22 protein-coding genes and 1 pseudogene are annotated in these 26,524 nt (G+C 70.4%); 11 read left to right on the top strand and 12 right to left on the bottom strand.

The window, feature by feature from the left end:
- Positions 1-45: 45 nt before the first annotated feature.
- Positions 46-784, top strand: a pseudogene (locus tag OED52_RS18250) (TSUP family transporter).
- 25 nt (positions 785-809) lie between these two features.
- Here the strand turns inward: OED52_RS18250 and OED52_RS18245 are convergent.
- From OED52_RS18245 to OED52_RS18225, 5 genes are all read right to left on the bottom strand, one after another.
- Entirely contained in the window at positions 810-2,282 is a 1,473-nt protein-coding gene (locus OED52_RS18245) for a peptide MFS transporter (RefSeq protein ID WP_264152239.1), read from the bottom strand.
- A 116-nt stretch (positions 2,283-2,398) separates the two neighbouring features.
- Positions 2,399-2,785 (bottom strand): DUF3054 domain-containing protein, encoded by a 387-nt coding sequence (locus tag OED52_RS18240; RefSeq protein WP_264152238.1) that lies wholly within the window; start codon positions 2,783-2,785, stop codon positions 2,399-2,401.
- Between the two features lie 125 nt (positions 2,786-2,910).
- Positions 2,911-3,465: a YceI family protein gene (locus tag OED52_RS18235; protein ID WP_264152237.1), complete on the bottom strand. Its 555-nt coding sequence runs from the start codon at positions 3,463-3,465 to the stop codon at positions 2,911-2,913.
- Positions 3,466-3,560: 95 nt separating this feature from the next.
- Entirely contained in the window at positions 3,561-4,682 is a 1,122-nt protein-coding gene (locus tag OED52_RS18230) for a lysylphosphatidylglycerol synthase transmembrane domain-containing protein (protein ID WP_413247684.1), read from the bottom strand.
- Between the two features lie 60 nt (positions 4,683-4,742).
- The gene (locus OED52_RS18225) at positions 4,743-6,266 is read right to left on the bottom strand and encodes an adenylate/guanylate cyclase domain-containing protein (protein WP_264154757.1); all 1,524 of its coding nucleotides are present in this window, start codon (positions 6,264-6,266) and stop codon (positions 4,743-4,745) included.
- Positions 6,267-6,440: 174 nt separating this feature from the next.
- On the opposite strand from OED52_RS18225, the gene macS reads away from it, so the two are divergent.
- Genes macS through OED52_RS18210 form a run of 3 tightly spaced genes read left to right on the top strand, consistent with a single transcriptional unit; the run spans position 6,441 to position 8,957 of the window.
- A complete protein-coding gene (macS, locus tag OED52_RS18220; RefSeq protein WP_264152235.1) occupies positions 6,441-7,622 on the top strand; it encodes a MacS family sensor histidine kinase in 1,182 nt (393 codons plus the stop codon).
- Between the two features lie 13 nt (positions 7,623-7,635).
- Complete coding sequence (locus tag OED52_RS18215) at positions 7,636-8,274, top strand: response regulator (RefSeq protein ID WP_264154756.1); 639 nt, start codon at positions 7,636-7,638, stop codon at positions 8,272-8,274.
- A gap of 41 nt (positions 8,275-8,315) precedes the next feature.
- Positions 8,316-8,957: a DUF1707 SHOCT-like domain-containing protein gene (locus OED52_RS18210; RefSeq protein WP_264152234.1), complete on the top strand. Its 642-nt coding sequence runs from the start codon at positions 8,316-8,318 to the stop codon at positions 8,955-8,957.
- 77 nt (positions 8,958-9,034) lie between these two features.
- Here the strand turns inward: OED52_RS18210 and OED52_RS18205 are convergent, their stop codons facing one another.
- Genes OED52_RS18205 through trmB form a run of 3 tightly spaced genes read right to left on the bottom strand, consistent with a single transcriptional unit; the run spans position 9,035 to position 13,579 of the window.
- Positions 9,035-12,133 (bottom strand): MMPL family transporter, encoded by a 3,099-nt coding sequence (locus OED52_RS18205; protein WP_264152233.1) that lies wholly within the window; start codon positions 12,131-12,133, stop codon positions 9,035-9,037.
- A gap of 10 nt (positions 12,134-12,143) precedes the next feature.
- Positions 12,144-12,836 carry an NYN domain-containing protein gene (locus OED52_RS18200; protein ID WP_264152232.1) on the bottom strand — a complete coding sequence of 231 codons (693 nt, stop codon included), beginning with the start codon at positions 12,834-12,836 and terminating at the stop codon, positions 12,144-12,146.
- A complete protein-coding gene (trmB, locus tag OED52_RS18195) occupies positions 12,833-13,579 on the bottom strand; it encodes a tRNA (guanosine(46)-N7)-methyltransferase TrmB (protein ID WP_264152231.1) in 747 nt (248 codons plus the stop codon). Before trmB ends, OED52_RS18200 begins: the two co-directional genes overlap by 4 nt.
- A gap of 730 nt (positions 13,580-14,309) precedes the next feature.
- Between trmB and OED52_RS18190 the strand changes: the two genes are divergently transcribed.
- From OED52_RS18190 to epsC, 6 genes are all read left to right on the top strand, one after another.
- Positions 14,310-15,608: a hypothetical protein gene (locus OED52_RS18190; protein ID WP_264152230.1), complete on the top strand. Its 1,299-nt coding sequence runs from the start codon at positions 14,310-14,312 to the stop codon at positions 15,606-15,608.
- A 39-nt stretch (positions 15,609-15,647) separates the two neighbouring features.
- Complete coding sequence (locus tag OED52_RS18185; RefSeq protein WP_264152229.1) at positions 15,648-16,025, top strand: DUF6802 family protein; 378 nt, start codon at positions 15,648-15,650, stop codon at positions 16,023-16,025.
- Positions 16,026-16,304: 279 nt separating this feature from the next.
- Entirely contained in the window at positions 16,305-18,137 is a 1,833-nt protein-coding gene (locus OED52_RS18180; RefSeq protein WP_264152228.1) for a phosphoenolpyruvate carboxykinase (GTP), read from the top strand.
- Between the two features lie 237 nt (positions 18,138-18,374).
- Positions 18,375-20,234, top strand: a complete 1,860-nt coding sequence (locus tag OED52_RS18175; RefSeq protein ID WP_264152227.1) for an NHL repeat-containing protein — start codon at positions 18,375-18,377, stop codon at positions 20,232-20,234.
- A 199-nt stretch (positions 20,235-20,433) separates the two neighbouring features.
- Positions 20,434-21,369, top strand: coding sequence for a cysteine synthase A (gene cysK / locus OED52_RS18170; RefSeq protein ID WP_264152226.1), 936 nt, complete (start codon positions 20,434-20,436; stop codon positions 21,367-21,369).
- An 8-nt stretch (positions 21,370-21,377) separates the two neighbouring features.
- A complete protein-coding gene (gene epsC / locus OED52_RS18165; protein WP_264152225.1) occupies positions 21,378-21,956 on the top strand; it encodes a serine O-acetyltransferase EpsC in 579 nt (192 codons plus the stop codon).
- An 87-nt stretch (positions 21,957-22,043) separates the two neighbouring features.
- On the opposite strand, the gene OED52_RS18160 is transcribed toward epsC, so the two are convergent.
- Positions 22,044-23,492: an aldehyde dehydrogenase gene (locus tag OED52_RS18160; RefSeq protein WP_264152224.1), complete on the bottom strand. Its 1,449-nt coding sequence runs from the start codon at positions 23,490-23,492 to the stop codon at positions 22,044-22,046.
- A gap of 185 nt (positions 23,493-23,677) precedes the next feature.
- Between OED52_RS18160 and OED52_RS18155 the strand changes: the two genes are divergently transcribed.
- On the top strand, positions 23,678-24,046 hold the full coding sequence (locus tag OED52_RS18155; protein ID WP_264152223.1) for a hypothetical protein: 369 nt from the start codon (positions 23,678-23,680) through the stop codon (positions 24,044-24,046).
- A gap of 52 nt (positions 24,047-24,098) precedes the next feature.
- Here the strand turns inward: OED52_RS18155 and OED52_RS18150 are convergent, their stop codons facing one another.
- From OED52_RS18150 to OED52_RS18140, 3 genes are all read right to left on the bottom strand, one after another.
- On the bottom strand, positions 24,099-24,530 hold the full coding sequence (locus OED52_RS18150; protein ID WP_264152222.1) for a CBS domain-containing protein: 432 nt from the start codon (positions 24,528-24,530) through the stop codon (positions 24,099-24,101).
- A gap of 116 nt (positions 24,531-24,646) precedes the next feature.
- Positions 24,647-25,540 carry an ROK family protein gene (locus OED52_RS18145; protein ID WP_264152221.1) on the bottom strand — a complete coding sequence of 298 codons (894 nt, stop codon included), beginning with the start codon at positions 25,538-25,540 and terminating at the stop codon, positions 24,647-24,649.
- 80 nt (positions 25,541-25,620) lie between these two features.
- Positions 25,621-26,376, bottom strand: coding sequence for a class I SAM-dependent methyltransferase (locus OED52_RS18140; RefSeq protein ID WP_264154755.1), 756 nt, complete (start codon positions 26,374-26,376; stop codon positions 25,621-25,623).
- Between the last annotated feature and the right edge of the window lie 148 nt (positions 26,377-26,524).

Raw genomic sequence — 26,524 nt, 5'->3', positions numbered from 1 at the left:
TCCCGGCGCGGGACCCGCCGCGACCCGCGGGTACGTTGAGCAGTCGTGACCGTTCTCGACGTGGCCCTGCTGGTGGTGGCAGGTTTCTTCGCGGGCGTCGTCGGGTTCGTCACCGGCCTCGCCTCGATCGTGTCCTATCCGGCGCTGCTCGCGGTGGGTCTGCCGCCGGTCGCGGCGAACGTCACCAACACCGTCGCGATGGTGGGCGTGGGGCTCGGGGCGCTGTCCAGTTCGTCGCGGGAGGTCGTCGACACCGGCCCGAAGGTGTGGTGGTGGACGCTCTACGCCGCCCTCGGGGGCGCGGCCGGAGCGCTGGTGCTGCTGGTCGCGCCACCCGGGTCGTTCGAGGCGATCGTGCCCTATCTGGTCGGTCTCGCGGCGCTCGCGCTGCTGCTGCAGCCACGCATCCGCAACCTCGCCGACGGCCGCGACCTGCCCGGGGTGTTCTCCGTCGCGGTGTTCGTCGTGTCGGTCTACGGCGGTTACTTCGGCGCCGGGGCCGGCGTCATCTTCCTGGCCCTGATCCTGATCTGCACCTCCGAGCAGATCTGGCGGGCCAGCATCCTCAAGAGCTACCTGCTCGGCGTGGCCAATCTCGTCGCGGCCGTCGGCTTCGCCGTCTTCGGGCCGGTGCACTGGGTCGCCGCCGCGGCCATGGCCGTGGGGGGCCTTCGCCGGTGGGCGGTGCGGTCCGCCGCTGGTCCGGCGGATCCCGCCGAACCTGCTGCGCATGGGCGTCGCCCTGGCCGGCTTCGGCCTCGCAGGGTGGCTGGCCCTGCGCTGAGCCGGGCCGCTGTGGGAGTTCGTGCCTACTGCACGCCCTGCATCAGCTTCTTGATGCGCGGGGCGAACAGCGCGAGCACCACACCCACCAGGATCGACGCGCCGCCGATCCACAGGTAGTAGGGCACCTCGTCGTTCTCGTCGTAGAACCCGGCGAGGGTGCCGGCCATCGCGGTGCCGCAGGCCACCGACAGGTAGAACAGCGCGACCATCTGCGTGTGGAAGTTCCTCGGCGCGAGCTTGGTCGCGAGCGACAACCCGACGGGCGACAGGAACAGCTCGGCGAAGGTGAACAGCAGCAGGACGAAGACCAGCCCGAGCAGCGGGGCGCTGTTGGGTCCGCCGCCGGCCATCGGGATGAAGCACAGGAACGCGATGCCCATGATGATGGTGCCCGCCGCGAACTTGATCGGCGACGACGGCTGCCGCGGCCCCATCTTCGTCCACACCGCGGCGAAGACACCTGCGAACAGGATGATGAAGACCGGGTTGATGGACTGCACCCAGGAGGGCGGGAACTCCCAGCCGAACAGGTCGCGGTTCAGGCGGGTGTCGGCGTAGACGGCGACCATCGTGAACTGCTGCTGGAACAGCGACCAGAACACCGCGCTCGCGATGAACATCGGGATGAACGACAGCACCCGGCTGCGCTCGACCGGGGTGATCTGCTTGCTCGTCAGCATGATGACGAAGTAGGCGACCGTCGCGACGATCGTCAGGGCGACGAGGATGTCGGACATGTTGCCCGTGGTGACGAGGCCGCTCAGCACGGCGATCGCGACGAGGGCCACGGCGGCCACGCCGATCCCGGCCGCCTTCGTGCGCGTCTCGGTGGGCAGGGGGTGCGGCGGCACCTTGCCGATGTCGCCGAGATGCTTGCGGTAGATCGTGTACTGCAGCAGGCCGAGGAACATGCCGACCGCTGCGAGACCGAAGCCCCAGTGGAATCCGTAGCGCGTCTGCATGAAGCCGGTGAGCAGCGGGCCGACGAGCGCGCCGAGGTTCACACCCATGTAGAAGATGGAGAAACCGGCGTCGCGGCGGGGATCCTGCTCGTCGTAGAGATCGCCGACGATCGAGGTCGCCGTGGCCTTGAGGCCACCGCTGCCTAAAGCGACCAGCACCAGGCCGACACCCACGCCGGCGAAGCCGGGCAGCACCGCGAGTGCGATGTGACCGAACATGATGAGCACGGCGCTGTAGAAGAGGGTGCGTTCCGAGCCGAGCAGCCGGTCGGCGATCCACGCGCCGAGGATGGTGGACAGGTAGACCGTGCCGCCGTAGGCGCCGACGATGGAGGTCGCGGCCGCCTGGCTGATCCCCAACCCGCCCTCGGACACCGAGTAGTACAGGTAGTAGATCAGGATGCCCTGCATGCCGTAGAAGGAGAACCGCTCCCACATCTCGACACCGAACAGATTGGCCAGGGGCAGGGGCTGGCCGAAGAAGCGATGGTCGGATCGAGACCCGGTCAGCGTGGGGGGTTCCGTCGTGGACATGATCCCCACTCTTGCATCGGAGAGGGCGTCGGCGCGAAAAAATCACGCAGACCACGGAGCCGGATCACATCGCCGCAACGCATGTGAGATTCGGGATCACACGCCGGCGGTGCTGCTCAGGAGCGGTGTGCGTCGACCTTGCGGCGCTGGACGACGGCGGCGAGAAGACGCCAGCCCACCAGGAAGGCACCGAGGAAGCAGGTCGCCACGATGATGAACGCGGTGGCGGTGCCCTGGCCGGTGACGGCGCGCAGCAGCATGCCCACCACGAGGGTGCTGACCCAGACGAGCAGGCCGGTGGGCACGGCGGCGAAGGCGTCGAACTTGTCGCGGTAGAGCCATGCGGTGAGGAACCACCCGACGGTGAGGCCGCCGAGGAACGGCCAGGCGGTTCCTGCCAGACCCACGAGATCGAGAATTTCGTTGTGGCTGGAGCGGCCGAGCGCGGCGAACACGACGACCAGCACGACGTCGATCGCCAACGCCGGGGTGTACTTCTTCACGGCCTCCAGGGTAGCCGCGCGGTCGTCGGGCGGAATCGCCGCAACCCGCCGGCGGGACCGATACGGACGAAGCGCCCCTCCCGGAGGAGGGGCGCTTCTCGTGGGCCGGGGATCGGCGCGGGCGATCAGGCCTGCAGGCCGGCCTCGATCTGGAGGGTGATGGTGATCTTGTCGCCGACCACGGCGCCGCCGCCCTCGAGCGGCATGTCGATGCTGATGCCGAAGTCCTTGCGGTTGATGACGGTGGTGGCCTCGAAACCGGCGACCGGGCCGTTGCCCATGCCGGGGTTGACGCCGTTGTACTCGAGCTTCAGCTCGACCGGGCGGGTGACGCCGCGGAGGGTGAAGTCGCCGGTGACGACGTAGTCCTCGCCGTCGGCGCGCACGCCGGTGGAGGTGAAGGTCGCGACGGGGAACTGCTCGGCGTCGAAGAAGTCGGCGGACCGGACGTGCGCGTCGCGGTCGGCGTTCTTGGTGTTGATCGAGGTGACGTCGATCTCGGCGTTCACGGAGGCGGTGCCGTCCTCGGCGACGGTGATGGCGCCGGAGAACTTCTCGAAGGTGCCACGCACCTTGCTGACCATGAGATGACGGACGGTGAAGCTCACGTCGGAGTGGACGGGGTCGATGGCCCAGGTGCCGGCGGTCAGACCGGGGAAGGTGGTGGTTGCGGTCGTCATGGCGACTCCTCGATTCGATTGAAGTTTCAACTTACTGTCTTCGACTATGCCACCAGATGGTTGACGGTGCAACTATTTTTTCGGGGGGCGGCCGATCAGGCCGGTTCGGGATCCTCGAGCGGCCGGCGGCGCCGCGCCAGCACCGACCGCTCGTGCTCCTCACGCTCGGCGACCGGGTCGATCTCGTCGTTGTCGGCCGTCCGGTACATCACCGCGACCGTGCCCCAGCCTGCCAGCGCCACGAACACGAAGCTCACGATCCGGTAGACCAGCACCGCGGCGAGCGACTGCGACGCGCTCAGCCCCGCGGCCGTGAGCGTCGCGATGAGGGTTCCGTCGACGAAGCCGAGACCGCCCGGCGCGAGCGGCACACTGCCCACCGCCTTCGCCGCCGTGAACGCGATGAACAGCCCGGCCACTGACGGCGACCCGCCGACCGCCCAGCAGGCCAGGCCCAGGCAGGCGACATCGAAGATGCGGTGCACCGCCGACCACGCCACCGCGGCGAACGCGTCGCGGCGCGCGAGATCCACGGCCTCGAGCTGGGCCAGGATGCGTTCGAAGGCGTCGAAACCGGTGTCGAGGGGCTTGCGCAGAAGCTTGTTGACCCGCCGCAGCAACCAGCCGCCGGCCGACTCGATCGACGACGGGTTCTGCGCGACGTACCGCAGCCCGTAGATCAACGCGACCCCACCCACCAGGGACAACGCGAGCGTCACCGGGCTGATGCTGCTGCCGACCGCGAAGGCGCCGATCATGCCCACCGACGCCAGCGTCGCCGCCGCGATCACCCCCGAGACCGCCAGCTGCCAGGACGCCACCACCGGCGTCGCCCCCCACTTGCGGGTCTGCTTGTAGGTGAAGGCGGTGGAGAACACCGGCCCCGCCGGCAGGGTCACCGCCATCGCGGTGCTGCCGTAGATCACCGACGCCGACCGCCAGTGCCCCACGTGCACGCCGCCGGCGCGCAGCAGCCGCTGCTGGACACCCGCGAATCCGCTGAGGGAGATCATCTGGGCCAGCACGCATGCGAAGAACCAGCCCCAGTGCATCTCGGTGATGGCACGCCAGGAGTCGTGCATGGTCGGCCAGAGGTAGACGGCCTCGGCCGTGAGCAGGGCGACGAGCGCCGCCGCGAGCACCCACTTGATCCACCGGAACGAGCCCCGACGCGGCGTGGCGTCGGGGCGTGAAGGATCGTCGTGGGGCTGCGCCACGGTGTTCACGGTAACCGACGCATCGTCGGTTACCGCCGTTTCGGGGCGTGTCGGACGGCCTCAGACGGACTCCTCGGAGGCCTCCTCACCCGTCCCGGATTCGTCCTGTCCGTCCGATTCCCCGGGACCTCCGGGATAGCGGACGGGCCACGCGAGGTGCGTCATCCGGCGGCGCCCCCGCAACTGCACCTCGTCGCCGAGCTCCCACTGGCTGCGTTCCTCGTCGTCCGCGAAGTACAGCGCGCTCGACGATGCGAGCACCCTGCTCGGACGCAGTTTCGCAAGCTCCGTCAGCCGCGACGCCTCGTTGACCGGGTCCCCGATCACCGTGTACTCGAAGCGCTCCGCCGCGCCGATGTTGCCGGCGACCGCCAGGCCCGCCGACACCCCGATACCGATGTCGAGACCGGTGATCTCGTCGAGCGCGAAGCGCAGTTCCCGCGCCGCCGCGAGCGCCGCGGTGGGCGCATCCGGACGGTCCAGGGGAGCGCCGAAGATCACAAGGGCCGCGTCGCCCATGAACTTGTTGACGAAACCGTGGTGCTTGTCCACCACCTCGACGACGACGCGGAAGAACTCGTTGAGCAGATCCACGACCTCGCTCGGGGGCCGTTCCGCGGCGGTCGCCGTCGAACCGACCATGTCGACGAACAGCACCGCCACGTAGCGGGTCTCCCCACCCAGCTCGGTGCCGTACTGCAGGGCGCGGCGGGCGACGTCCTCGCCGACGTGCTGACCGAACAGCTCCCGCAGCCGGCGACGCTCGTCGGACTCGGTCATCATGCGGTTGAAGCCGACCTGCAGCCGCCCGATCTCGCTGCCGTCGAACACCTCGACCTGCACCCCGGACGCCCCGCGCTGCACGCGCTCGATCGCCCAGCGCAGCTGCTTGATGGGATCGGAGATCTGCGCCGAGGTGAGCAGCGACAGCACCAGCGCGAGCCCGATGGAGGTCACCGCGAGGGCCAGCACCGCCAGGGCCAGCGCGTCGGGCGCGAACTCGTTGTCGGTGCTGAGCTGGGTCACGCACAGCAGTACGATGCCCGCGACCGGCATCAGCGTGCCGAGACCCCAGGTCATCGCGAGGCGGGTACCGACCCCGGGCGCCATGGTCCGGTCGAAGTTGCCCTCGCTCAGCGCCCGCGCCGCGACCGGACGCAGGATGCGCTCACCGAGCATGTAGGTGAAACCGAAGGTGCTGGTCGCGGCCATGGCGACGGTGAGCGAGACCGCCACGGCGAGCGACGGCATCTCCTCCGCGGTGAGGAAGACGAACAGCACGCCGCCGAGGAACCACAGGACCAGATGGACGATGGCCTGCCGCAGCGGGGCGTGCAGGGCCGCCATCTGCTCCGACCGGGTCGGCGGGCCGCCACGCAACTGCCAGCGCACCACGGACCGCAGCATGATCGCCGCGGCGCTGAGACTCACGATGCCGGCGAAGACCAGGTACACCGCGAACACCGCGAAGTTGCGCACGCGGTCGGCGACGATCGCGTCGGTCTCGGCGATGGGGATCCCGTAGCGCACGAACGCGAACACCAGCATGGCGCCGAAGAGGTTCGACGCACCCATCGAGACCATGTAGAGCGGCCAACGACTCCGCAACGTCGCCGCGACAGCTCGGTATGACCTCAACACGACTTCAAATCAAACCATTGTGTGGACGCTCACAGGACTCGGCGGTCACCTCGAGGGCCCCGAAGTGGTTGGATTCACTCGCTCCGTACGTCGCCATGAAAGGGATGAATCGGACCCATGAGGCCGTCGACTCCGGACCCGGATGCACCGCTCTGGCGGGCCGCCCAGGTGTTCCGGCTGGTCACCGTCCTCTACGCCGTCGGCTCCCAGTCCTCGACCGTCGACAACTACACCCGCCCCACCCTGTCGTGGATGCTCATCGGGGTGCTCGTCGCGTGGTCTGTCACCTCGGCGGTCCTGCTGTCGCGGGAGGCCCGACTGCGCCGCACGGTCGTCGTGGTGGACCAGATCGTCGCGATCTCCCTCATGGCCGCGACCCGGCTCGTCTCCGACCACGACTGGTACAGCAACCACCAGACCATGCCCACGACCCTGTGGGTGGCGAACTCGGTGATCTCCGCCGCCGTCCTCGGCGGCCCGCTGCTGGGCACCGGCTCGGCGCTGGTCATGGCCACCGTCAGTGCCGTCGTCCGCGACCAGATCAACCTCGACCTGTGGAAGGACGCCACCGCCCCCGTCCTCGTGGCGTGCGGGGTGGCGATGGGTTTCGCCACCACCACCGCCCGCCGGGCCCACCGGCAGCTCGAACAGGCCGTGCGGGTCGCCGCCGCCACCGAGGAACGCGACCGGCTCGCGAGGCAGGTGCACGACGGGGTGCTGCAGGTCCTCGCGCTCGTCCAGCGGCGCGGCACGGAACTCGGCGGGGAGGCCGCCGACCTCGCCCGGCTCGCCCGCGAACAGGAGAAGGCCCTGCGGCAGCTGATCTCCGACCAGAACACCGAGGTGGACCGCGGCGGGGAGGCCGTCGACCTCACCTCGCTGATCCGGGCCCGCTCCGGAGGCGCCGCCACCGTCTCGGCGCCCGCCGACCCGATCCTGCTCACCCGCGACCGTGCCGAGGAGCTGGCCGCGCTGACCACCGCGGCGCTGTCCAACGTCGAACTGCACGCCGGCGAGGGCGCCTCCGCCTACATCCTGCTCGAGGATCTCGGCGACGAGATCGTGCTCAGCCTCCGCGACGACGGGTCGGGCATCGCCCCGGGCCGGCTCGACGAGGCCCGGGAACAGGGTCGCATGGGCGTGTCGAAGTCCATCGTGGGCCGCGCCGAATGGCTCGGCGGCACCGCGCTGCTCGACAGCACGGTCGGGGAGGGCACCGAATGGGAGATCCGGATACCGAAGGGAGAGACCAGTGACCGGGACCAGCGAAGCGACGGACGCCGACGACGTCACGCGTGAACCCGTCACGGTCATGGTCGTCGACGACCATCCGATCTGGCGCAACGCGGTCTGCCGCGACCTCGAGGAGGCCGGCTTCCAGGTGGTCGCCGAAGCCGACGGTGTCGCCGCCGCGGCCCGGCGCGCAGCGGTCGTGAAGCCCGCCGTCGTGCTGATGGACATGGCGATGCCCGACGGCACCGGCACCGAGGCGACCCGCGCCGTGCTGGACGCCTCCCCGGACAGCCGGGTGCTCGTGCTGTCCGCCTCCTCCGAACGCGACGACGTGCTCGGCGCGGTCAAGGCCGGGGCGTCCGGCTATCTGGTCAAGAGCGCGTCGGCCCGCGAACTCGTCGACGCCGTCCTCGCCACCGCGCGCGGGCAGGCGGTGTTCACCCCGGGCCTGGCCGGGCTCGTGCTCGGTGAGTACCGCCGCATGTCCGGCACGACGTCCGGGACGAACGACCGGCGCCGCCCGGTGCCGACCCTCACCGAACGCGAGACCGAGGTGCTGCGCCTGGTCGCCAAGGGGCTGTCCGCGAAGCAGATCGCCGCGCGCCTGACACTCAGCCACCGCACCGTGGAGAACCACGTGCAGGCGACCCTGCGCAAACTGCAGCTCGCCAACCGCGTCGAACTGACCCGTTACGTCCTCGAGCAGGGCCTCGAGTGAGCAGTCCGGGCGGTCCCGCCGTGCGTCGATATGGTGGGGTCATGGAACCGAGGGACCTGCGGGTGTCGGACGCCGAACGCGAACACGTCGGAGAGCTCCTCCAGCGGGCCGTCGGGCAGGGCATGCTCTCGCTCGGCGAGTTCACCGAGCGGATGGACACCGTCCTCGCCGCGAAGACCCGCGCCGATCTGAACCAGGTGCTCGTCGACCTCCCGGGTATCCGCATCCGTCCCGAATACCAGGTGGAGAGCGCCCCCGGTCTCCCGCAGCCGGTCCATCCGGCGGCGGCCTATCCGAACACCGCGCCGGGCACGCCCCTGGTGCTCAAGGGCCGGCTGTCGTCCCTCGAGCGCAAGGGCCGCTGGCACGTGCCGCCCGTCCTCACGCTCGACACCCTCGCCTCGTCGGTCACCCTCGACTTCACCGAGGCGGTGATGGAGACGCAGGTCGTGCGGATCGACGTGAGCGACTACCTCAGCTCGATCAACATCGTGCTGCCCGCCGAGGCCACCGCGGACGTGAACGCGGTCGAGAACGTCGCCTCGAGCGTGTCGTCGAAGGTGCGCAGCGGCGCCCCCTACGGTCCGCTGCATCTGGTGGTGATCGGCAAGGTCCGGTTCGGGAACCTGACCGTCACGCACCCGCTGTCGACCCGGCTGCGGAAATTCTTCAACGGCAGCTGAGCCGTCCCCGACACGACTCGAGGCGGCCCGGTTCCGGGCCGCCTCGAGTGCTGCTTCGCCTGTTCGGTCGCGTCAGGTCAGTCGCGACGCTGGCGCGCGATCAGCTCGCTGACGCTGATGGACCGGCCGTTCTCGGCGCCGTGCCGGCCGTGCCGCGATTCCGGATCCTGCGCCTCGGGTGCGGACCGGGTCTCCTCGGGCTCGTCCGGCCGTGCGGGCTCGCGCCGGCGGGTCGGGAGTGAGGGGTTCTCCGGTGCCGGGGTGCGCGACGAATTCTCCACCACCGGCGGACGGGCCGGACCGGCGGCCGGTCGCGGTGCCGTGCGCGGCTCCGGCTGCGGTTCCCCGTTCGGGGAGGTGCGGCGGAGCTGCGACAACCAGTTCTCGATCGCCTGCGGATCCCGGCTGCGACGCGGCGCTGCCGGCTCGCGCGGCGTCGCCGCCTCGCCGGCACCCGGCACGGTGGGGCGCACGAAGTTCTGCGGGAGTGGTGGCGGCACCGCGCCCCGCTGACGGCGGGGGAGGGGCGGCTGCGACTCCGCTGCGGGACGTGGCGTCTCCGGTACCGGACGCGGGGGCTCCGGTGCGGGACGCTGAGGCTCCGGGCGCTGGGGTTCCGGACGCTGCGGTTCCGGCGCCGCCGACCGCTGCGGAAGCGGCGGACGGGCCTCGTCGTCGCGACGCGGCGGCAGGTCCGGTCGCGGCCGCTGGACCGGGCGGGACGGTGCCTGCGGTGCGGGCGCCTGCGGACGCGCGGAGGCCGGCGCGGTAGGACGGCCCGCACCCGGCGCGGCCGGACGCACCCCGGGACGGCCCGGCATCTGCCGGCGCTGCGGCGGCGTCAGGTCACGCAGCTTGCGCTGCTCGGCGGCCGGCCGCGGCGGCGCGATCTTCGGCAGCGGCTGCGTCATCGGATCCGCGGTTCCGACGGCCGCCGTGGGCAGGCGGTGCGCACCGGTCGCGGCGACCGTGGCGGGCCCGAACATGCCGACGGTGATGAGTTCGGGGACGTCCTCGGGCATCAGCTCGTCGGCGAGGATGGGTTCGCCCAGGCCGATCTTCTCCTGGATCCGCTTCATCCACGCCGGTGCCCACCAGCAGTCGTCGCCCAGCAGCTTCATCACCGCGGGGACGAGGAACATGCGGATGACCGTCGCATCGATGATCAGCGCGGCGATCATGCCGAACGCGATGTACTTCATCATCACCAGTTCGGAGAAACCGAACGCGCCGGTGACGACGATGAGGATCAGCGCGGCCGCGGTGATGATCCGGCCGGTGTGGGCGGTGCCCATGCGGATCGACTCGGTGGTGCTCGCCCCGAGAGCGCGGGCCTCGACCATGCGGGAGAGCAGGAACACCTCGTAGTCGGTGGACAGACCGTAGATGATCGCGATGATCAGCACCAGCACCGGCGACATGATCGGGCCGGGCGTGAAGTTGAGCAGACCGGCCCCGTGGCCGTCGATGAAGATCCAGGTGAGGATGCCCAGCGTCGACCCCAGACCCAGGGCGCTCATCAGCACCGCCTTGATCGGCAGCACCAGCGAACCGAACGCCAGGAACATGAGCAGGGTCGTCAGCAGCACGACCACCGTCACCATGAGCGGCAGGGTCTCGAGCAGCGCCGCGATCGAGTCCTGCTCGATCGCCGGGGTACCGCCGACCAGCACCTCGACGCCCTCGGGCCATTCGGCCGAGTGCAGGTACTCGATGGTGTCGGAGGCCTCGTTGCGGTCGACCAGACCGGCCTTGAGAACGCGGACGCCGTCCTTCGCGGGGCCGGTGATCTGGAACTTCTCGACCAGCCCGGGGGCCTCGCTGGCGGTGGTGATGATCTTGTTGAGATCACCGCCCTCGGCGCCGCTCACCACGAGCTTGACCGGCTCGGCGCGCTGGCCGGGGAACAGCTCGTCGAAGGTCTCCTGTGCGATGCGGGTCGGGTGATCCGGCGGCAGGTAGGTCTCGTTGATGCCACCGAACTTGATGCCCGTCAGCGGGGTGATGAGCAGCAGCAGGCCGATGACGGTGGGGATGGTCACCTTGAGCGGATTGAGCATCACCCAGCGGCACAGCCGGCCCAGGAAGCTGTTCTCGACCTGCTCGTTCGACTGGATCTGCCCGAAACGCTTCATGCCGAACATGTCGATGCGCCGGCCGAGCAGGCTCAGGATCGCGGGCAGGATCGTGATCGACAGTAGCGCGGCGAGGGAGACCGCCGAGATCGCGCCGTAGGCGACGGACTTGAGGAAGCCCTGCGGGAACAGCACGAGACCACCGAGGCTCGTGATGACCATGGTCGCCGAGAACACCACGGTGCGACCGGCGGTGGTCACCGTCCGCCGCACCGCGGCCGGGGTGTCGTAGCCCTCCGCGAGTTCCTCGCGGAAACGCGACACCATGAACAGGCCGTAGTCGATCGCCAGGCCCAGGCCGATCAGCGAGACGACGGGCGCGACGAACGAGTTGACGTCGGTGAAGTTGGTGATCAGCCGCACGATGCCGTTCGCCGCGACGATCGTCAGGCCGCCGGTGATCAGCGGCAGCGACGCCGCGACCACACCACCGAAGACGAAGAACAGAAGCACACCGACGGCGGGGATCGCGAGGATCTCCATGCGCCGGATGTCGTTGGCCATCGTGTCGTTGAGGGCGCCGGAGATCGGCTGCAGACCGGCGAGCTGCACGTCGACACCGTCGATGTAGAAGGCGTCCTTGACCTCGCGGAAGTTGCCGGTCAGCTCGGTGTCGTTCTCGCCGGCGATGGCGATCGACGCGACGGCGTGCTGCCGCGACTCGTCGGCCAGGGAGGGCAGCGAGGGCGCGCCCTTCACGGGCCAGTAGGCGCCGTTGACCCGGAGGATCTGATCCGGATACTGCTCCATCACCGACTCGAGATTGTCGGTGACCGTGGCGGCGAACTCCGGGTCGTCGACGGTGCTGCCCTCGGGCGCGGTGTAGAGCACCAGCACGTCACCGTTGGTGTCGCGGCCGAAGGTGCCGTCGGCGAGCTTGGAGGCGGCGACCGACTGCGAGCCGGGATCGTCCCAGCCGCTCTGGCTGAGATGGTCGTTCAGGCTCAGGCCGTACCCGGCGAGCCCGAGCATCGCCGCGACCATCACCGCGATGACGGTGAAGCGCGCACGGTGGACGAGCTCTCCCCAACGGTCGAACACGTGGATTCTCCTATTCGGCGACGCTCTTGCGCCCCACGAGGAGAGCGGAAAGCGGTCGGAACGGCTGCAGCCAGGCACCTTCGTCGGGCAGAGATTCCAGGCTGACACGGGGCAGCGGTTCGCGGAACACCCCGGGGATGTCCTCGAGATCGACGAAGTCGAGGATCTCGGAGGTCACCGCCCAGCTCGCGTGCTCCCGGAAGCCGAGGACCTGCGTGACGACGCCCTCGCGGGCGAGCTGCTCGAGCGGTTCACGGAACGCCTGGCCGTCGGCCGAAGCGACCATCACCCCGGCGAGGCCTTCCCGGTGCCTCAGCTCGATGTGCTGCAGCATGTCGGAGTCGACGTCGCTGTCCTCGTCGATCTTGGGCTTGGCGAACACCGCGAAACCGACGTTGCGTAGTGCCTCGACCCAAGGACGGACGACGTCCGCGCTGCCCGGCGCGATGTTGGTGAACACCGTCGCCTCGGGCTCGAGTGTCGCCGAGTACCGGCGCGACAGCTCGGCGGTGCGGCCGAGGAGCCAGCGGCCGAGGGCGTCGAAACGGGGACGGTAGGCCGCCGTGGGGCGGCCGCCGAGGATCGCACCGAGGCCCATGTCGAGGTTCGGCGCGTCCCATACGAGCAGGACCTTGCGGGTCGGCTCGACGCCGTCGATCGCGGAGGAATCGGTCACGCCGGAGAGCTCTTCGTGGACACTCATGCTCCGATCTTCCCCCAGACGAACTCGTTGATCGCGCTCCCCACCTTGTGCGCCTTGTCCTCGAACTTGGTGACGGGCCGCTCGAGGGAGATCGGGGCGGGACCGGTGAGGCGCGCGAGACGGGGTTCGGCGTCCCCGGTCTCGGCGATGGCCTCGGCGTACTCGGCATGGTCGGTGGCCACGTGGAGCACGCCACCGGTCTTCAGGCGGTCGGCGATCAGCGCGAACGTCGGGGCCTGCAGGAGCCGGCGCTTGTGGTGGCGGGCCTTGGGCCACGGGTCCGGGAAGAACACGCGCACACCCGTCAGCGACGCGGGGGTGAGCATCTTCTCGAGCACCTCGACGGCGTCGCCGCGCAGGATCCGCAGGTTGTGCACCGGCGCGTCGGTGTCGTAGGTGCGTTCGATCCGCTGCAGGGTCTGGGCGATACCCGGCTTGTAGACCTCCACGGCGATGAGGTTCACGTGGGGTTCGGCCTGGGCCATGGCGACCGCGGCGGTGCCGGTACCGGAGCCGATCTCGAGGACGAGGGGAGCCGAGCGGCCGAACCACGCCTCGACGTCGAGCAGGTCGTCGCCCACCTCCTTGCCGAGCTCGGCCCATCTGCGGTCCCAGCTCTGCTGCTGGGGTTCGGTCAGCGATCCACGGCGGGACCGGAAACTCGTCACCCTGGGGTACAGGCGGTTCCCGCGGGTCGGGCGCTCGTCGAGCGTCTCGGTGGTGTGCTGATCGGCTTCGTTCACCCGTCCATTGTCGCGTATCCCGAGAGTGCGTGGCGGAAGTGACGCATGTGACCACAGGTGTTTCTCAGGGAAACCTCCTCTTTCCCTGCTGTCACGGGCCCGGTCTGCCACAATTCGCGCGACGATCGGGGGGATCATGACGGGGGACGGTTGGTATCACCTCGCCGACGAGGTGGAACGGCTCGATACGCAGGCAGGACGCGCCCTGCGCGCGGCACTGGCCCGGCACACGGAGCCGCTGCGGGTGCAGGTGGCCGGTCGCGCGGGCACGGGACGCGAGAACGTCGAGGCGGCCGTACGCAGCGCCGTGCCCGACGACGTGGAGATCACTGCGGTGATCCTCGACGCACCGTCCGGGCCGGACCCGGTGCTCGACGCCGACGTGCTCGTCCTCGTCGTGCCACGCCGGCCCGTCGCCCACCCCCGCCGACCGCACGGCAGCGGACGGTGCGACCCCGGAACGGCTGCTCGTCGTCGTCCCGGGCGCCGGCGAACCGGACCGCCTCGCCGTCGCCGCGGCCCTGGCCGTCCCGCCGGAACACGCGCTCGCCGGTCCGCCACCCCACGCGCCGTATCCACCGGACGACGCTCTCGCCCAGGCCCTCGCCGCCTGCCTGTCCGAAGCCCGGCACTCACGGGAGCTCCTGCTCGCCCGCACCGCCGCGGGCCTTGCCGTCGCGCCCACGGTGCGCGACCGCGTCGAGGACGTGCTCGACGAGGTGGCGGTGTGGTGAGCCGCGCCGACGGCGTCCTGCGCCGCTGGAACCCGCACGGCTGGATACGTCTGCACGAACCTCCGACGGGGCGGGTGTGCGTCGCCGGCCTGCCCGGCTCGGGTGCCGCGCGGCTCGCCGACGACCTGCGCCGGCTCGGTCTCGACGTCGTGTCCGACGGCCCGGCGGCCGTCGCCGTCGTGGTGTTCGAGGCGAACGCGGTCGTGGGGCACGCCGAACTCGCGCTCCTCCGCGAGGCCGCGGCGGAGACCACCGCGACCGTCTGTGTTCTCCACGGGGTCGACGAGCGGCCGGACTGGCCCGCGATCCGTGCCGCGGACCTCGAGATCCTCCACCGGCACGCCCCGTGGTCGGAGGGCGCGGTGCTGCTGCCCGTCACGGCACGGCCGGATCACCCCGAGGCGTCGACCCTCACCGGACTGCGCGACGTCCTCACCGCCACCCTCCGCGCGGCGACCGATCCCCGCCGGGCCCGGGCGGCCGTCGTGGCCGGCACCCGGCTGATGATCGAGGAGGAGATCGCGCGGCTCGCACAGGAGGACGACGAGGCCGCCCTCCGGGACGAACGCGCCCGGCTGGTCGCGTCCGCCCGGGCCACTCCGGCGCCCGACCTGCGGCGACTGCAGGTCGAACTGCTGCATGAGACCGCGACGGGCCTGCGGGCCACGGCCACCGCGGCGCTCGGCACCCTCGAGAAGGACGGTGACGTCGCGGCCGTCGCCGTCGTCGACGCCGGGCTCGACGAGCTGGGTGCCCGCCTCACCGCCGCCCTGACCGGCGTCGCGCCGGAGGTCCCGCCGGTCGTGCTCACCCGGACCCCACCGCCGCCCGCCGGGGTCCGTTCCCTCGAGGACGTCCTCACGGTGGTGTTCGGGGCGTCGGCCGGTGCGGGCCTGGGAGGGCTGCTCACCGCCCCCTTCAGGACTCTGCCGGGTTGGACGGCCCTGCCGGTCGCGGTGGTGTGCGCGGTGCCCGCGGCCGCGGCGCTGGTGCGGGTCCGCCGTCGCATCGCCCACCGAGACCGGATGCGGCGGTGGGTCACCGAGGAGCTCGCGGTCGCGCGGGCCGAACTCGACACCTGGGTGCGGACCGGGGTGCACGCCGCGGAGGCGCATCACGCCGCCGGGCGCGACCGGCACGCGACCCGCGTGCGGGACCGCGTCGCCGCCCTCGACGCGCGGATCGCGCGGCAGCGAGGGGAGCGGCGGGTCCGGCTCGCGGCGTGCGAACGCGACCTCGCCGCGCTCGGACACCCGAGGGAACCGACGAGCGGCCGGATGCGTCGAACCGGATAGGACGACCCGGCAGGGGACCGGGCGGGGAGGGGGACGACGATGGCCGAACTCGCGAACACCGGCGACCTGCCGACCGGGCCGGAGGAGCCGTTCGGGGCCTCGATCTGGGATCCGGCGGCGGTGGCGGCCTGGGCCGACGGCCTCGAGGCGTCCACCGATCTCGACGGCGACGGTGTCGCGGAGACCGTCGTGCTCGGCGACACCACCGGCGCCGGCCCAGGCTGGGACGAGGAGGCCCTCGCGGTCGCGACCGACACCGACCTCGACGGACACGCCGACCGGCTGTCGGTGCTCGCCGACGACGGCCGATACGGGGTATGGGAGTTCGTCCGCGGCCTCGACGGAGAGGGTCGCTGGACCCGCCTTGACGCAGGTAGCCTGGAATTCGACGTAGATCACGTGGACGGGTCGAAGTGATCCATCTCCGGCTGTGCGGGAAGGGGGAGGACGAGTATTCTGCACGTCTCTGAATCGTTTCTGTGACATTTCCGACCGGCCCCCGAGTGCTACCGGGCCGTCTTCCACCGTTAACCTCTAGAAACAGGAGATCCGGCGCCCGCTTACGCCGTCCGGCCACGACGAAGCGGGTGGTACCCCTGCCGAGAGGGGCAAGCCCGGGTTCAGCCCCGTGTTCGTACCCGCAAAGGTGCAGTTCGGCGGCAGGATCCGGTTCCGGGCACACCCCAGGAGAGTTTGATGACCTCAGCGACCATTCCCGGTTTGAACGGTACCGACGACAAGCCTCCGACCCAGCATGCCGAGCTGCTTGCCTGGGTCCAGGAGATTGCCGAGCTCACGCAGCCCGATCGCGTCGTATGGGCCGACGGGTCCGACGAGGAATGGGATCGTCTGACCTCTCAGCTGGTGGAAGCCGGCACCTTCGTCCGTCTCAACGACGAGAAGAAGCCCAACTCCTTCCTCGCGAGCTCCGATCCGTCGGACGTCGCCCGTGTCGAGTCGCGCACCTTCATCTGTTCGAAGAACGAGATCGACGCCGGCCCGACCAACAACTGGGTCGATCCCGACGAGATGCGCGCGACCATGACCGAGCTGTACCGGGGCAGCATGCGCGGACGCACCATGTACGTGGTGCCGTTCTGCATGGGCCCGCTCGGTGCGGACGACCCGAAGCTCGGCGTCGAGCTGACCGACTCCGAGTACGTCGTCGTCTCCATGCGCATCATGACCCGCATGGGCACCGCCGCTCTCGAGAAGCTCGGCACCGATCGTCCGTTCGTCAAGGCGCTGCACTCGGTCGGCGCGCCGCTCGAGCCCGGCCAGCAGGACGTGCCGTGGCCGTGCAGCGAGACCAAGTACATCACCCACTTCCCCGAGACCCGTGAGATCTGGAGCTACGGCTCCGGCTACGGCGGCAACGCGCTGCTCGGCAAGAAGTGCTACTCGCTGCGCATCGCGTCGGCCATGGCCCACGACGAGGGCTGGCTGGCCGAGCACATGCTCATCCTCAAGCTGATCTCGCCCGAGAACAAGGCCTACTACATCGCCGCGGCGTTCCCGTCGGCCTGTGGCAAGACCAACCTCGCGATGATCCAGCCGACCATCCCGGGCTGGCGTGCCGAGACCCTCGGCGACGACATCGCCTGGATGCGCTTCGGTGAGGACGGCCGCCTCTACGCCGTCAACCCCGAGTTCGGTTTCTTCGGTGTCGCCCCGGGCACCAGCGCCGATTCGAACCCGAACGCGATGGCGACCATCGAGGCCGGCAACACCATCTACACCAACGTCGCGAAGACCGACGACGGTGACATCTGGTGGGAGGGCATCGGCGGCGAGACGCCGGCGCACCTCACCGACTGGCTGGGCAACGACTGGACCCCCGAGTCCGGCACCAACGCCGCCCACCCGAACTCGCGTTACTGCACTCCGATGTCGCAGTGCCCGATCCTCGCCCCCGAGTGGGACGACCCGCAGGGTGTGCCGATCTCGGCGATCCTGTTCGGTGGCCGCCGCAAGACCACGGTTCCGCTGGTCAGCCAGTCCTTCGACTGGCAGCACGGCACCTTCCTCGGCGCGACCCTGTCGTCCGAGCAGACCGCCGCCGCCGAGGGCAAGGTGGGCAACGTCCGCCGCGACCCGATGGCCATGCTGCCGTTCCTCGGCTACAACGCCGGCGACTACCTGGCCCACTGGATCACGCTCGGCAAGAACGCCGACGAGACCAAGCTCCCGAAGATCTTCTACGTGAACTGGTTCCGTCGTGGTGAGGACGGCCGCTTCCTGTGGCCGGGCTTCGGCGAGAACTCCCGCGTGCTCAAGTGGATCGTCGACCGCATCGAGGGCAAGGCCGGCGCGCAGTCCACGCCGATCGGCTTCGTCCCGACGTCCTCCGACCTCACGCTCGATGGTCTCGACGTCGACCCCGCCGACGTCGACGAGGCTCTGAAGGTCGACGCCGAGGAGTGGAAGGCTGAGATCGACGGCATCGCCGAGTGGCTCGAGTTCCTCGGTGAGAAGGTGCCCTCGGGCATCCGCGACGAGTTCGAGGCCCTGAAGCAGCGCCTCGGCTGAGTCCCGAACGTATCGACGAATGCCGCCTCCGGTTCCACCGGGGGCGGCATTCGCCGTCCGTGCCCCCTTCGGGTGAAAAGCCGCCGATCGCCCGCCTCCGGCCGGGCGGCTGTGTCACGCTGACCCCGTAGTCGCAGTTCGGCGGCGCATTGCCACCACTCACACCTGGCGAGAGGACGTCTCGTGCGTGGTTCGGGTCGGATCGGACACGGGATCGGGCACAGATACGCGGGTCTGGTGGGAGCGACGGTGCTGGCCGGGGCGCTCCTGGCCGCGCCCGCCACCGCGCAGGGCGGAGAACACCTCGCGGGACGGGTCCTCGCCGCGGACCTCCCGGTGGCGGGCCTCGAGGTCTCGCTGTTCGCGACCTCGGCCGACGGTCCGTCGCTGCTCGGCCGTGCGACCTCCGGGCCCTCCGGGGAACTCGGCATCGAGTACCCGCCGCAACCCGCGTCGTCGGTGGTCTACGCGGTGGCCGGCAGACCGGGATCGCCGCTGGTGCTCGCCGGGGTCGTCGGGGTGGGGAGCGCGCCGCCGGACGTCGTCCTCGACGAGCGGACCACCGTGGCCGCCGGGTACGCGCTGGCGCAGTTCACCGAGGCAGGCTCGATCGGGGGTACCGCACCCGGCCTGCAGAACGCGGCGCGCATGGCCCACAACCTCGCCGACCCCGTCACCGGCGACATCGCGCCCGTCCTCGCGAGCTCACCCAACGGGCCGGACACCGAAGCCCTGAGCACCTTCGGGTCCCTCGCCGACCTGGTCGCCAACTGCGCGGTCTCGCAACCGGTGTGCGACCGGCTGCTGCCTCTCGCCGGCACACCCGGCGGGGCCCCGGCGTCGGACACCTGGCAGGCCGTGGTGAACATCGCCCGTCATCCCTGGCAGAACGTCCCCGAACTGTTCGCCTTGTCGAAGGAGGGGCCGTCGCCGATTGTCCCCGACCGGGCCCTGCCGCCGAGCGCCTGGACGCTCGCGCTGCGTTTCGTGGGCGACGGAAGGTCGATGGACGGTCCCGGCAACATGGCCGTCGACCGCGGCGGCAACATCTGGGTGACCAACAACTACGAGTACGCGCCCGGCACCGACACCCCCGTGTGCGGTGCGCAGAACCTGATCCGGCTCACCCCCACCGGCGAGTTCCACCCGGGCTCGCCCTACACCGGCGGCGGGTTGAGCGGGGCGGGCTTCGGCATCGACATCGATCGGGACGGCAACGTGTGGGTGGCGAACTTCGGGTTCGCGGCCCCGCCGCCCGGCTGCCCGGACGACCGGCAACCCCCGCACAACAGCCTGTCGGTGTTCACCGCGGACGGGCGGCCGATCTCCCCGGACACCGGGTTCACCGAGGGCGGGATCTCCTGGCCGCAGGGCCTCATCGTGCACAGCAGCGGCGACATCTGGGTCGCCAACTGCGGCAACGACAGCGTGACGATCCATCCCGGTGGCGACCCCGCCGCCGCCCGCAACCTCACCGGTCTCGGCGTGACGAAGCCTTTCGGGCTGGCCGAGGGTGCCGACGGCCGGGTGTTCGTCACCGGCAACGGCAGCGACACCGTCGCCGTGCTCGACGCCGCGGGGAACCCGATCGGACCGGCGATCGGTGGGGCCGGCCTCGAGAAACCCCTCGGGGTCGCGGTCGACTCCACCGGCGCGGCGTGGGTCGCGAACTCGCGAGTCATCGGCATCCCCTGCCCCGACCCGGCGCTGACCCCCACCCTCGACGGTGCGCTCACGCTGATCGCCCCGGATCTCACGCCGGTGCCGCTCACCGGTGGTGGCCTGTGGGTGCCGTGGGGCGTGGTCGTCGACGGCGACGACAACGTGTGGGTGGCGAACTTCGCGGGCCGGGGCGTCTCCGAGTTCTGCGGGAGCCGGTCAGCGGGGTGCCGTCCCGGCACCACGACGGGCGCCGCGATCTCCCCGGACGGTACCGGCTACGGATTCGACGGTCTCGTCCGCAACACCGGCATCGCGATCGACCAGGCCGGGAACGTGTGGGTGGCGAACAACTGGAAGGAAGTTCCCATCCAGACCAATCCCGGTGGGTACGAGATGGTGGTGTTCGTCGGGGCTGCCGCTCCCGTCACGCCCTGACCGGCCGGGGAACATCGCGGCCTTCGCCGGTGTTGTCCACCCAGGCTCCGGATGCACGTTCGTGCCGCGTTGCGAACGTGATGCATACGCGCGTATACGTTCTGCGTCGCTCCCCGACTACAGGCAGCGCTGCGTCGAATGGTGCAATGGAGTGACGAACACGACTCGGTCGCTACGACCGCAAGGAGGATCGGCCCATATGAGCGGTATCTACAACAACGTCACCGAGCTGGTCGGGCGCACCCCGCTCGTCAAGCTCAACCGTCTGACCGAGGGCGCCGGCGCCACCGTCGCCGCGAAGCTCGAGTTCTACAACCCGGCCAACAGCGTCAAGGACCGCATCGGTGTCGCGATCATCGACGCCGCCGAGAAGTCCGGTGAGCTGAAGCCCGGCGGCACGATCGTCGAGGGCACCTCCGGCAACACCGGTATCGCCCTGGCCATGGTCGGCGCCGCGCGCGGCTACAAGGTCATCCTCACGATGCCCGAGACCATGTCCACCGAGCGTCGCGTCATGCTCCGCGCCTACGGCGCCGAGATCGTCCTGACCCCCGGCTCCGAGGGCATGAAGGGCGCCGTCGCGAAGGCCGAGGAGATCGTCGCGAACACCGAGAACGCGATCCTCGCCCGCCAGTTCGGCAACCCGGCCAACCCGGAGATCCACGAGCGCACCACCGGTGAAGAGGTCTGGAACGACACCGACGGTGCCGTCGACATCTTCGTCGCGGGCATCGGTACGGGCGGCACTCTCACCGGTGTCGGCCGCACCCTCAAGTCCCGCAAGCCCGACGTGAAGATCGTCGGTGTCGAGCCCGCCGACTCGCCGATCCTCAACGGTGGCGAGCCCGGCCCGCACAAGATCCAGGGCATCGGCGCGAACTTCGTGCCCGAGGTGCTCGACCGCGAGATCTACGACGAGATCATCGACGTCAAGTTCGACGATGCCATCCAGACCTCCCGCGCTCTCGGCACCGACGAGGGCATCCTCGGCGGCATCTCGGCCGGCGCGAACGTGTGGGCCGCCCTCGAGCTCGCCAAGCGCCCGGAGAACGCCGGCAAGCTGATCGTCGTGGTGGTGCCGGACTTCGGCGAGCGCTACATCTCCACCCCGCTCTTCGAGCACATCCGGGACTGATCGTCGTCGTGGGTATCCTGCAAACCCTCCGGGAGGATCTGCAGTCGGCGCGCGGCCACGATCCGGCCGCGCGCAGCGACGCGGAGAACGCCATCGTCTACTCGGGGCTACACGCGATCTGGTCGCATCGCATCGCGCACCGGATGTGGCAGGTGCCCGCCCTGAAGGGACCGGCGCGGATTCTCGCGCAGTTCACGCGGTTCCTCACCGGCATCGAGATCCACCCCGGCGCGACCATCGGCCGGCGTTTCTTCATCGATCACGGCATGGGTGTCGTCATCGGTGAGACGGCGGAGATCGGCGACGACGTGATGCTCTACCACGGCGTCACGCTCGGCGGCCGGTCGCTGGCGAAGGAGAAGCGTCATCCGACGCTGGGCAACCGGGTCACCGTCGGGGCGGGGGCGAAGGTCCTCGGCCCGGTGGTGATCGGCGACGACAGCGCGATCGGCGCCAACGCGGTGGTCACCCACGACGTGCCGCCGGACTCGATCGCCACGGGGATCCCGGCGACGGTGCGGCCGCGCAAGAAGCACGAACCGCTGGTCGACCCGACGACCTACATCGATCCCGCGATGTACATCTGAGGTCGCGTCCCTCCGGACACGAGTAGGGGGAGGACATGTGCGAATTCTCCGGCGAGAACGCACATATCCTCCCCCTGTTTCCGTATGTCAGCCCTCGTAGCCGAGCGGGTACAGCACCGACTTGGTCTCGCAGTACGCCTCGACGCCCTCGGGGCCGTTCTCGCGTCCGATGCCGGAGTTCTTGTAGCCGCCGAACGGCGAACCGGGATCGAAGGCGTACCAGTTGATCCCGTAGGTGCCGGTACGCACGCGCGACGCCACCTCAAGGCCCTTCTCGACGTCGGTGGTGTACACCGAGCCGGCGAGGCCGTAGTCGGAGTCGTTGGCGATCTTGATCGCCTCGTCGACGCTGTCGTAGGGGATGACGCAGATGACGGGCCCGAAGATCTCCTCGCGGGCGATGGTCATCGAGTTGTCGACGTCGGCGAAGATCGTCGGTTCGACGTAGTAGCCGGTCTCGATGCCCGCCGGACGACCGCCGCCGAGCACGAGGCGCGCGCCCTCCTCCTTGCCCTTGGCGATGTAGGCCTCGACCCGCTCGCGCTGCTTCTCCGAGATCAGCGGGCCGAGCTGGGCGCCCTCGGTGTCGGGCAGGCCGACGGGGAAGAACGCGGCGGTGGCGACCATCTTCTCGACCACCTCGTCGTAGCGCGATCGCGGTGCGAGCACGCGGGTCTGCCCGACGCAGGCCTGGCCGGTGTTCATCAGGCCGGACATCACCAGCATCGTGATGGTCGAGTCGAGATCGGCGTCCTCGAGGACGATCGCCGCGGACTTGCCGCCGAGCTCGAGCGAGCAGCGCTTGAGGCCGCGGGCGGCGATCTCGCCGATGCGGCGGCCCACGGCCGTCGACCCGGTGAAGGTGATCTTGTCGATGTCGGGATGGGAGACCAGGTACTCGCCGGTCTCGGCGCCGCCCGGAACGAGGGAGAGAACGCCCTCGGGAAGCCCTGCCTCCGTGAAGATCTCGGCGAGCAGGTTCGTCGTCAGCGGGGTCTCGGGGGCCGGCTTGAGCACCACGGTGCAGCCGGCGAGCAGGGCGGGACCGAGCTTGTTGATCATCAGGAAGAACGGCACGTTCCACGCGATGACCGCGGCGACCACGCCGACGGGTTCGCGGGTGACGCGGGTGCGGCCGAAGGTGCCGGTGCGCTCCTCGACCCAGGGGAACGAATCGCCGAGGCCCGCATAGTAGTTCAGGGTCGCCAGCCCGGAGGTCAGCTGCATCATCTCCACCGAGGCGGGCGGCTGACCCATCTCGGCGGTGAGCAGGGCGGCGATCTCGGCGCGACGCTCCTCGATGAGGGCGACCGCCTTGCCGAGGATCTGGGCACGCTCGGCCGGGGTGGTGCGCGACCACGGTCCTTCGTCGAACGCGGTGCGGGCCGCGGCGATCGCGGCGTCGATGTCCTTCGGGCCTGCGACGGGCACGGAGCCGACGCGTTCCTCCGTGGCGGGGGAGAAGACCTCGAGCCTCTCGTCGGTCGACGGTGCCACCCAGCGGCCGCCGATGAACAACTTGTCGTAGTCGGTCATGTCGATTCCTCACCTGGCTGTGCTCGTGTGACCCCGAACACTAGAACACGTTACAAATTATTGCCAGGGGGTCACCAGGGCCATGGGACGGCCGCCTCGCCCCACCATCGGCCGAACCCGGCACGCGGGTGGCGCGAATCGCCCACCGTCCCCACACTGGAGGGTGCCTACGGTCAGGAGAAGACATGGCGGAGAACAACCCGTTCGGGTTCGACCCCGAGGACATCGACCGCATCGTGCGCGAGGCCGGTGAGGAACTGCGCGAGCTCAAGGACCGCATCTTCTCGTTCCTCGACGCCCCCGCGGCCCCCACCCGCACCCGGCCGAAGACCGAGACCACCACCGGCGAGACCGGCGACGGGGTGTGGGTCGTCCACACCACCGACGACGAGGGGGTCGCCCGCGTCGACCAGGTGTACGCCACCGAACTCGACGCCCTGCGCACCCTCAAGGGCAACACCGATCCGCGCCGGTCGGTGCGGTTCCTGCCCTACGGGGTGAGCGTGAGCATCCTCGACCGGCCCACCACCGGTACCGACAGCCCCGAGGACTGACTGTCCAGCCGCCGTGACACCGGGCGGCTCGGCCGCCGTGGCACCGGGCGGCTCAGCCGCCGTCGTGGATGTAGGACGCCAGCTGGTCGCGCTCGGCCTGCAACTCGTCGATGCGGCTCTTGACCACGTCGCCGATACTGACGATGCCCACGAGGCGGCCGTCGGACATCACCGGCAGGTGCCGGATCCGCTGCTCCGTCATGGTCTCGGCGAGGCTGTCCACCGAATCGGTGGGCAGGCAGGTCGTCACCGTGCCGGACATCAGGTCGCGAACCGCGGTCGCGAGGATCGACGGCCCGCGCTCGTGCAGGGCCCGCACGATGTCGCGTTCGGTGACGATCCCGACGAGGGTCTCGCCCTCGCAGATCACCATGGCGCCGATGTTGAAACGGGCGAAGTCCCCGATCAGTTCGCAGACGCTCGTGTCCGGTGACACCGTCCGCACCGTGGAGCCCTTGTTTCGCAGAATTTCAGCAATCCGCATGCGGACACCACCGATCCGTTCGCCGGGCATCCCGGCGGAAACGGCCACCGGTTCCCGCCGGGACTGTCAGATCCTCAGGGTAGGCCCGCACGGACACGCAACCGACGATCGGTTACCTAGTCGTGACCCACCGCGACCAGTGCCGCACCGGTGAGCGTCGCGATGGGTCCCAGTTCCGCCGGGACGATCTGCAGCTCCCGCACGAACCCCAGCCGGGCGTGCCGCGCCGCCGAGGCCAGCATCGGCCGCCACAGATGCTGACCGGCCTGCGCGAAGCCACCCCCGACCACCACCCGCGACACGTCCACCAGGGCCGCCGCCGACGCAACCACCTGACCCACGGCCGTCCCGGCCCGTTCCAGCGCCGCCGCGGCCACCCCCACCCCGGCATCGGCGTCCGCGGCCAGCGCGGTGCCGTCGCGGCCCTCCCAGCCGTGCGCGCGGGCCCACCGCACCGCCGCCGGGCCGCTCGCGACCGTCTCGACGCATCCGATCCCGCCGCACGAGCACGCCGCGGTGCCGTAAGGGGAGACGACGTGCCCGACGTGCCCGGCATTGCCGGTGCGGCCGCGGACGAGCCGGCCCCCGAGCACCAGCCCCCCGCCGATGCCGGTGCCGAGCACCACCCCGAGCAGGTCGCCGACCCCGCGACCGGCACCGAAACGCTGCTCCGCGAGGGTCGCGGCCGCCCCGTCCATCACCAGCCCCACCCGGGCGTACGGGAACAGCTCGCGCACCGCGTGGACCAGCGGGAAGCCGCCGCTCCACTCGCGGATGTTGATGGGCGCGATCGTGCCTCCCGCGGCGTCCACGGGACCGGCGGCGGCGATCCCCACCGCCGTCACCGGCTCGGTGCCGAGCGCCGCGATCTCGCACAGCAGACCCGCGCAGGCGTCCCACACACCGGTCTGCGGCACGCGCACGGAACGGGGTTCGAGCGGGGTGCCGTCGTCGGCGACGACGGCCGCGGCGAACTTGGTGCCGCCGACGTCGAGAGCCAGAACCGTCATGGCGACGACAGTAGGACAGGAGTCGTCATGGTGACGACAGTAGGACAGGAGTCGTCATGGCGACGACAGTAAGCCGGCCGTCAACGTTTCCGCAGGACGAGCACCAGGTTGCTGACCAGGAACTCCCGCACCACCGGCACCCGCACCAGCCACCACGCCCACCGCGGGTGGTAGCGGGGGAAGGCCGCGAGAAGTTCCCCGTCGGGAGTGGACCGCGCCCAGCGCAGCCCGTCCGTCGCGCCGACCGCGAACAGCGACACCCCGTAGCGGTTCTTCGGCTCCCGGCCGTGCTTGCGCGCGTAGCGGCGCGCGGCGTACTCGCCGCCGAAGGCGTGCCAGGGTCCGGTCTCGTGCCCGCCGAAGGGACCCCACCACAGCGTGTACGACAGCACCATCAGCCCGCCGGGCCGCGTCACCCGCAGCATCTCGTCGGCCATCACCCAGGGGCTGGCGACGTGCTCGGCGACGTTCGACGAGAAGCACACGTCCACCGATCCGGTCCGCAACGGCAGGGCCAGGCCCGAGCCGCGGATCGCCCCGCCCACCTGCAGGCCGGCGGCGTGCATCTCGGACGGGTCCGGTTCGATGGGCACGTACCGCGAGCCGACGCCGGTGAACGCGTCGGCGAAGTAGCCGGGGCCGCCGCCCACGTCGACGACCGTGGTGCCGGTCAGATCGGTGCCGGTCAGACCCTGGTAGAGGTCGCCGATGAGGTCGACGGTGTCGTGGGCGAGGCCGCCGTAGAACTTCTCCGGTGCCGTCTGCTCGAACCGGAAGCTGCCGAGCAGGCCCACGGAACGGCGCAGGGTGGCGCGGCGGGCGAACAGCCGGGTCACGCGGGTGGCGGGGGCGGTCGTCGGTGGCACGTCGAACCACCTTAGCGGCGGGACCGAAGGCTTCCCCCACCTGTGGCCCGACCGCACCCGTTAGTGTGTCCATGTCACAGTCGACACGGATCGGCCCGCCGTGGGGGGCCGTTGGGGT

It is taken from the genome of Rhodococcus sp. Z13, assembly GCF_025837095.1.
Lineage (GTDB): Bacteria > Actinomycetota > Actinomycetes > Mycobacteriales > Mycobacteriaceae > Rhodococcus > Rhodococcus sacchari.
Note: the sequence above shows the minus strand (reverse complement) of the source record. Positions and strands in the feature narration are given on the sequence as shown.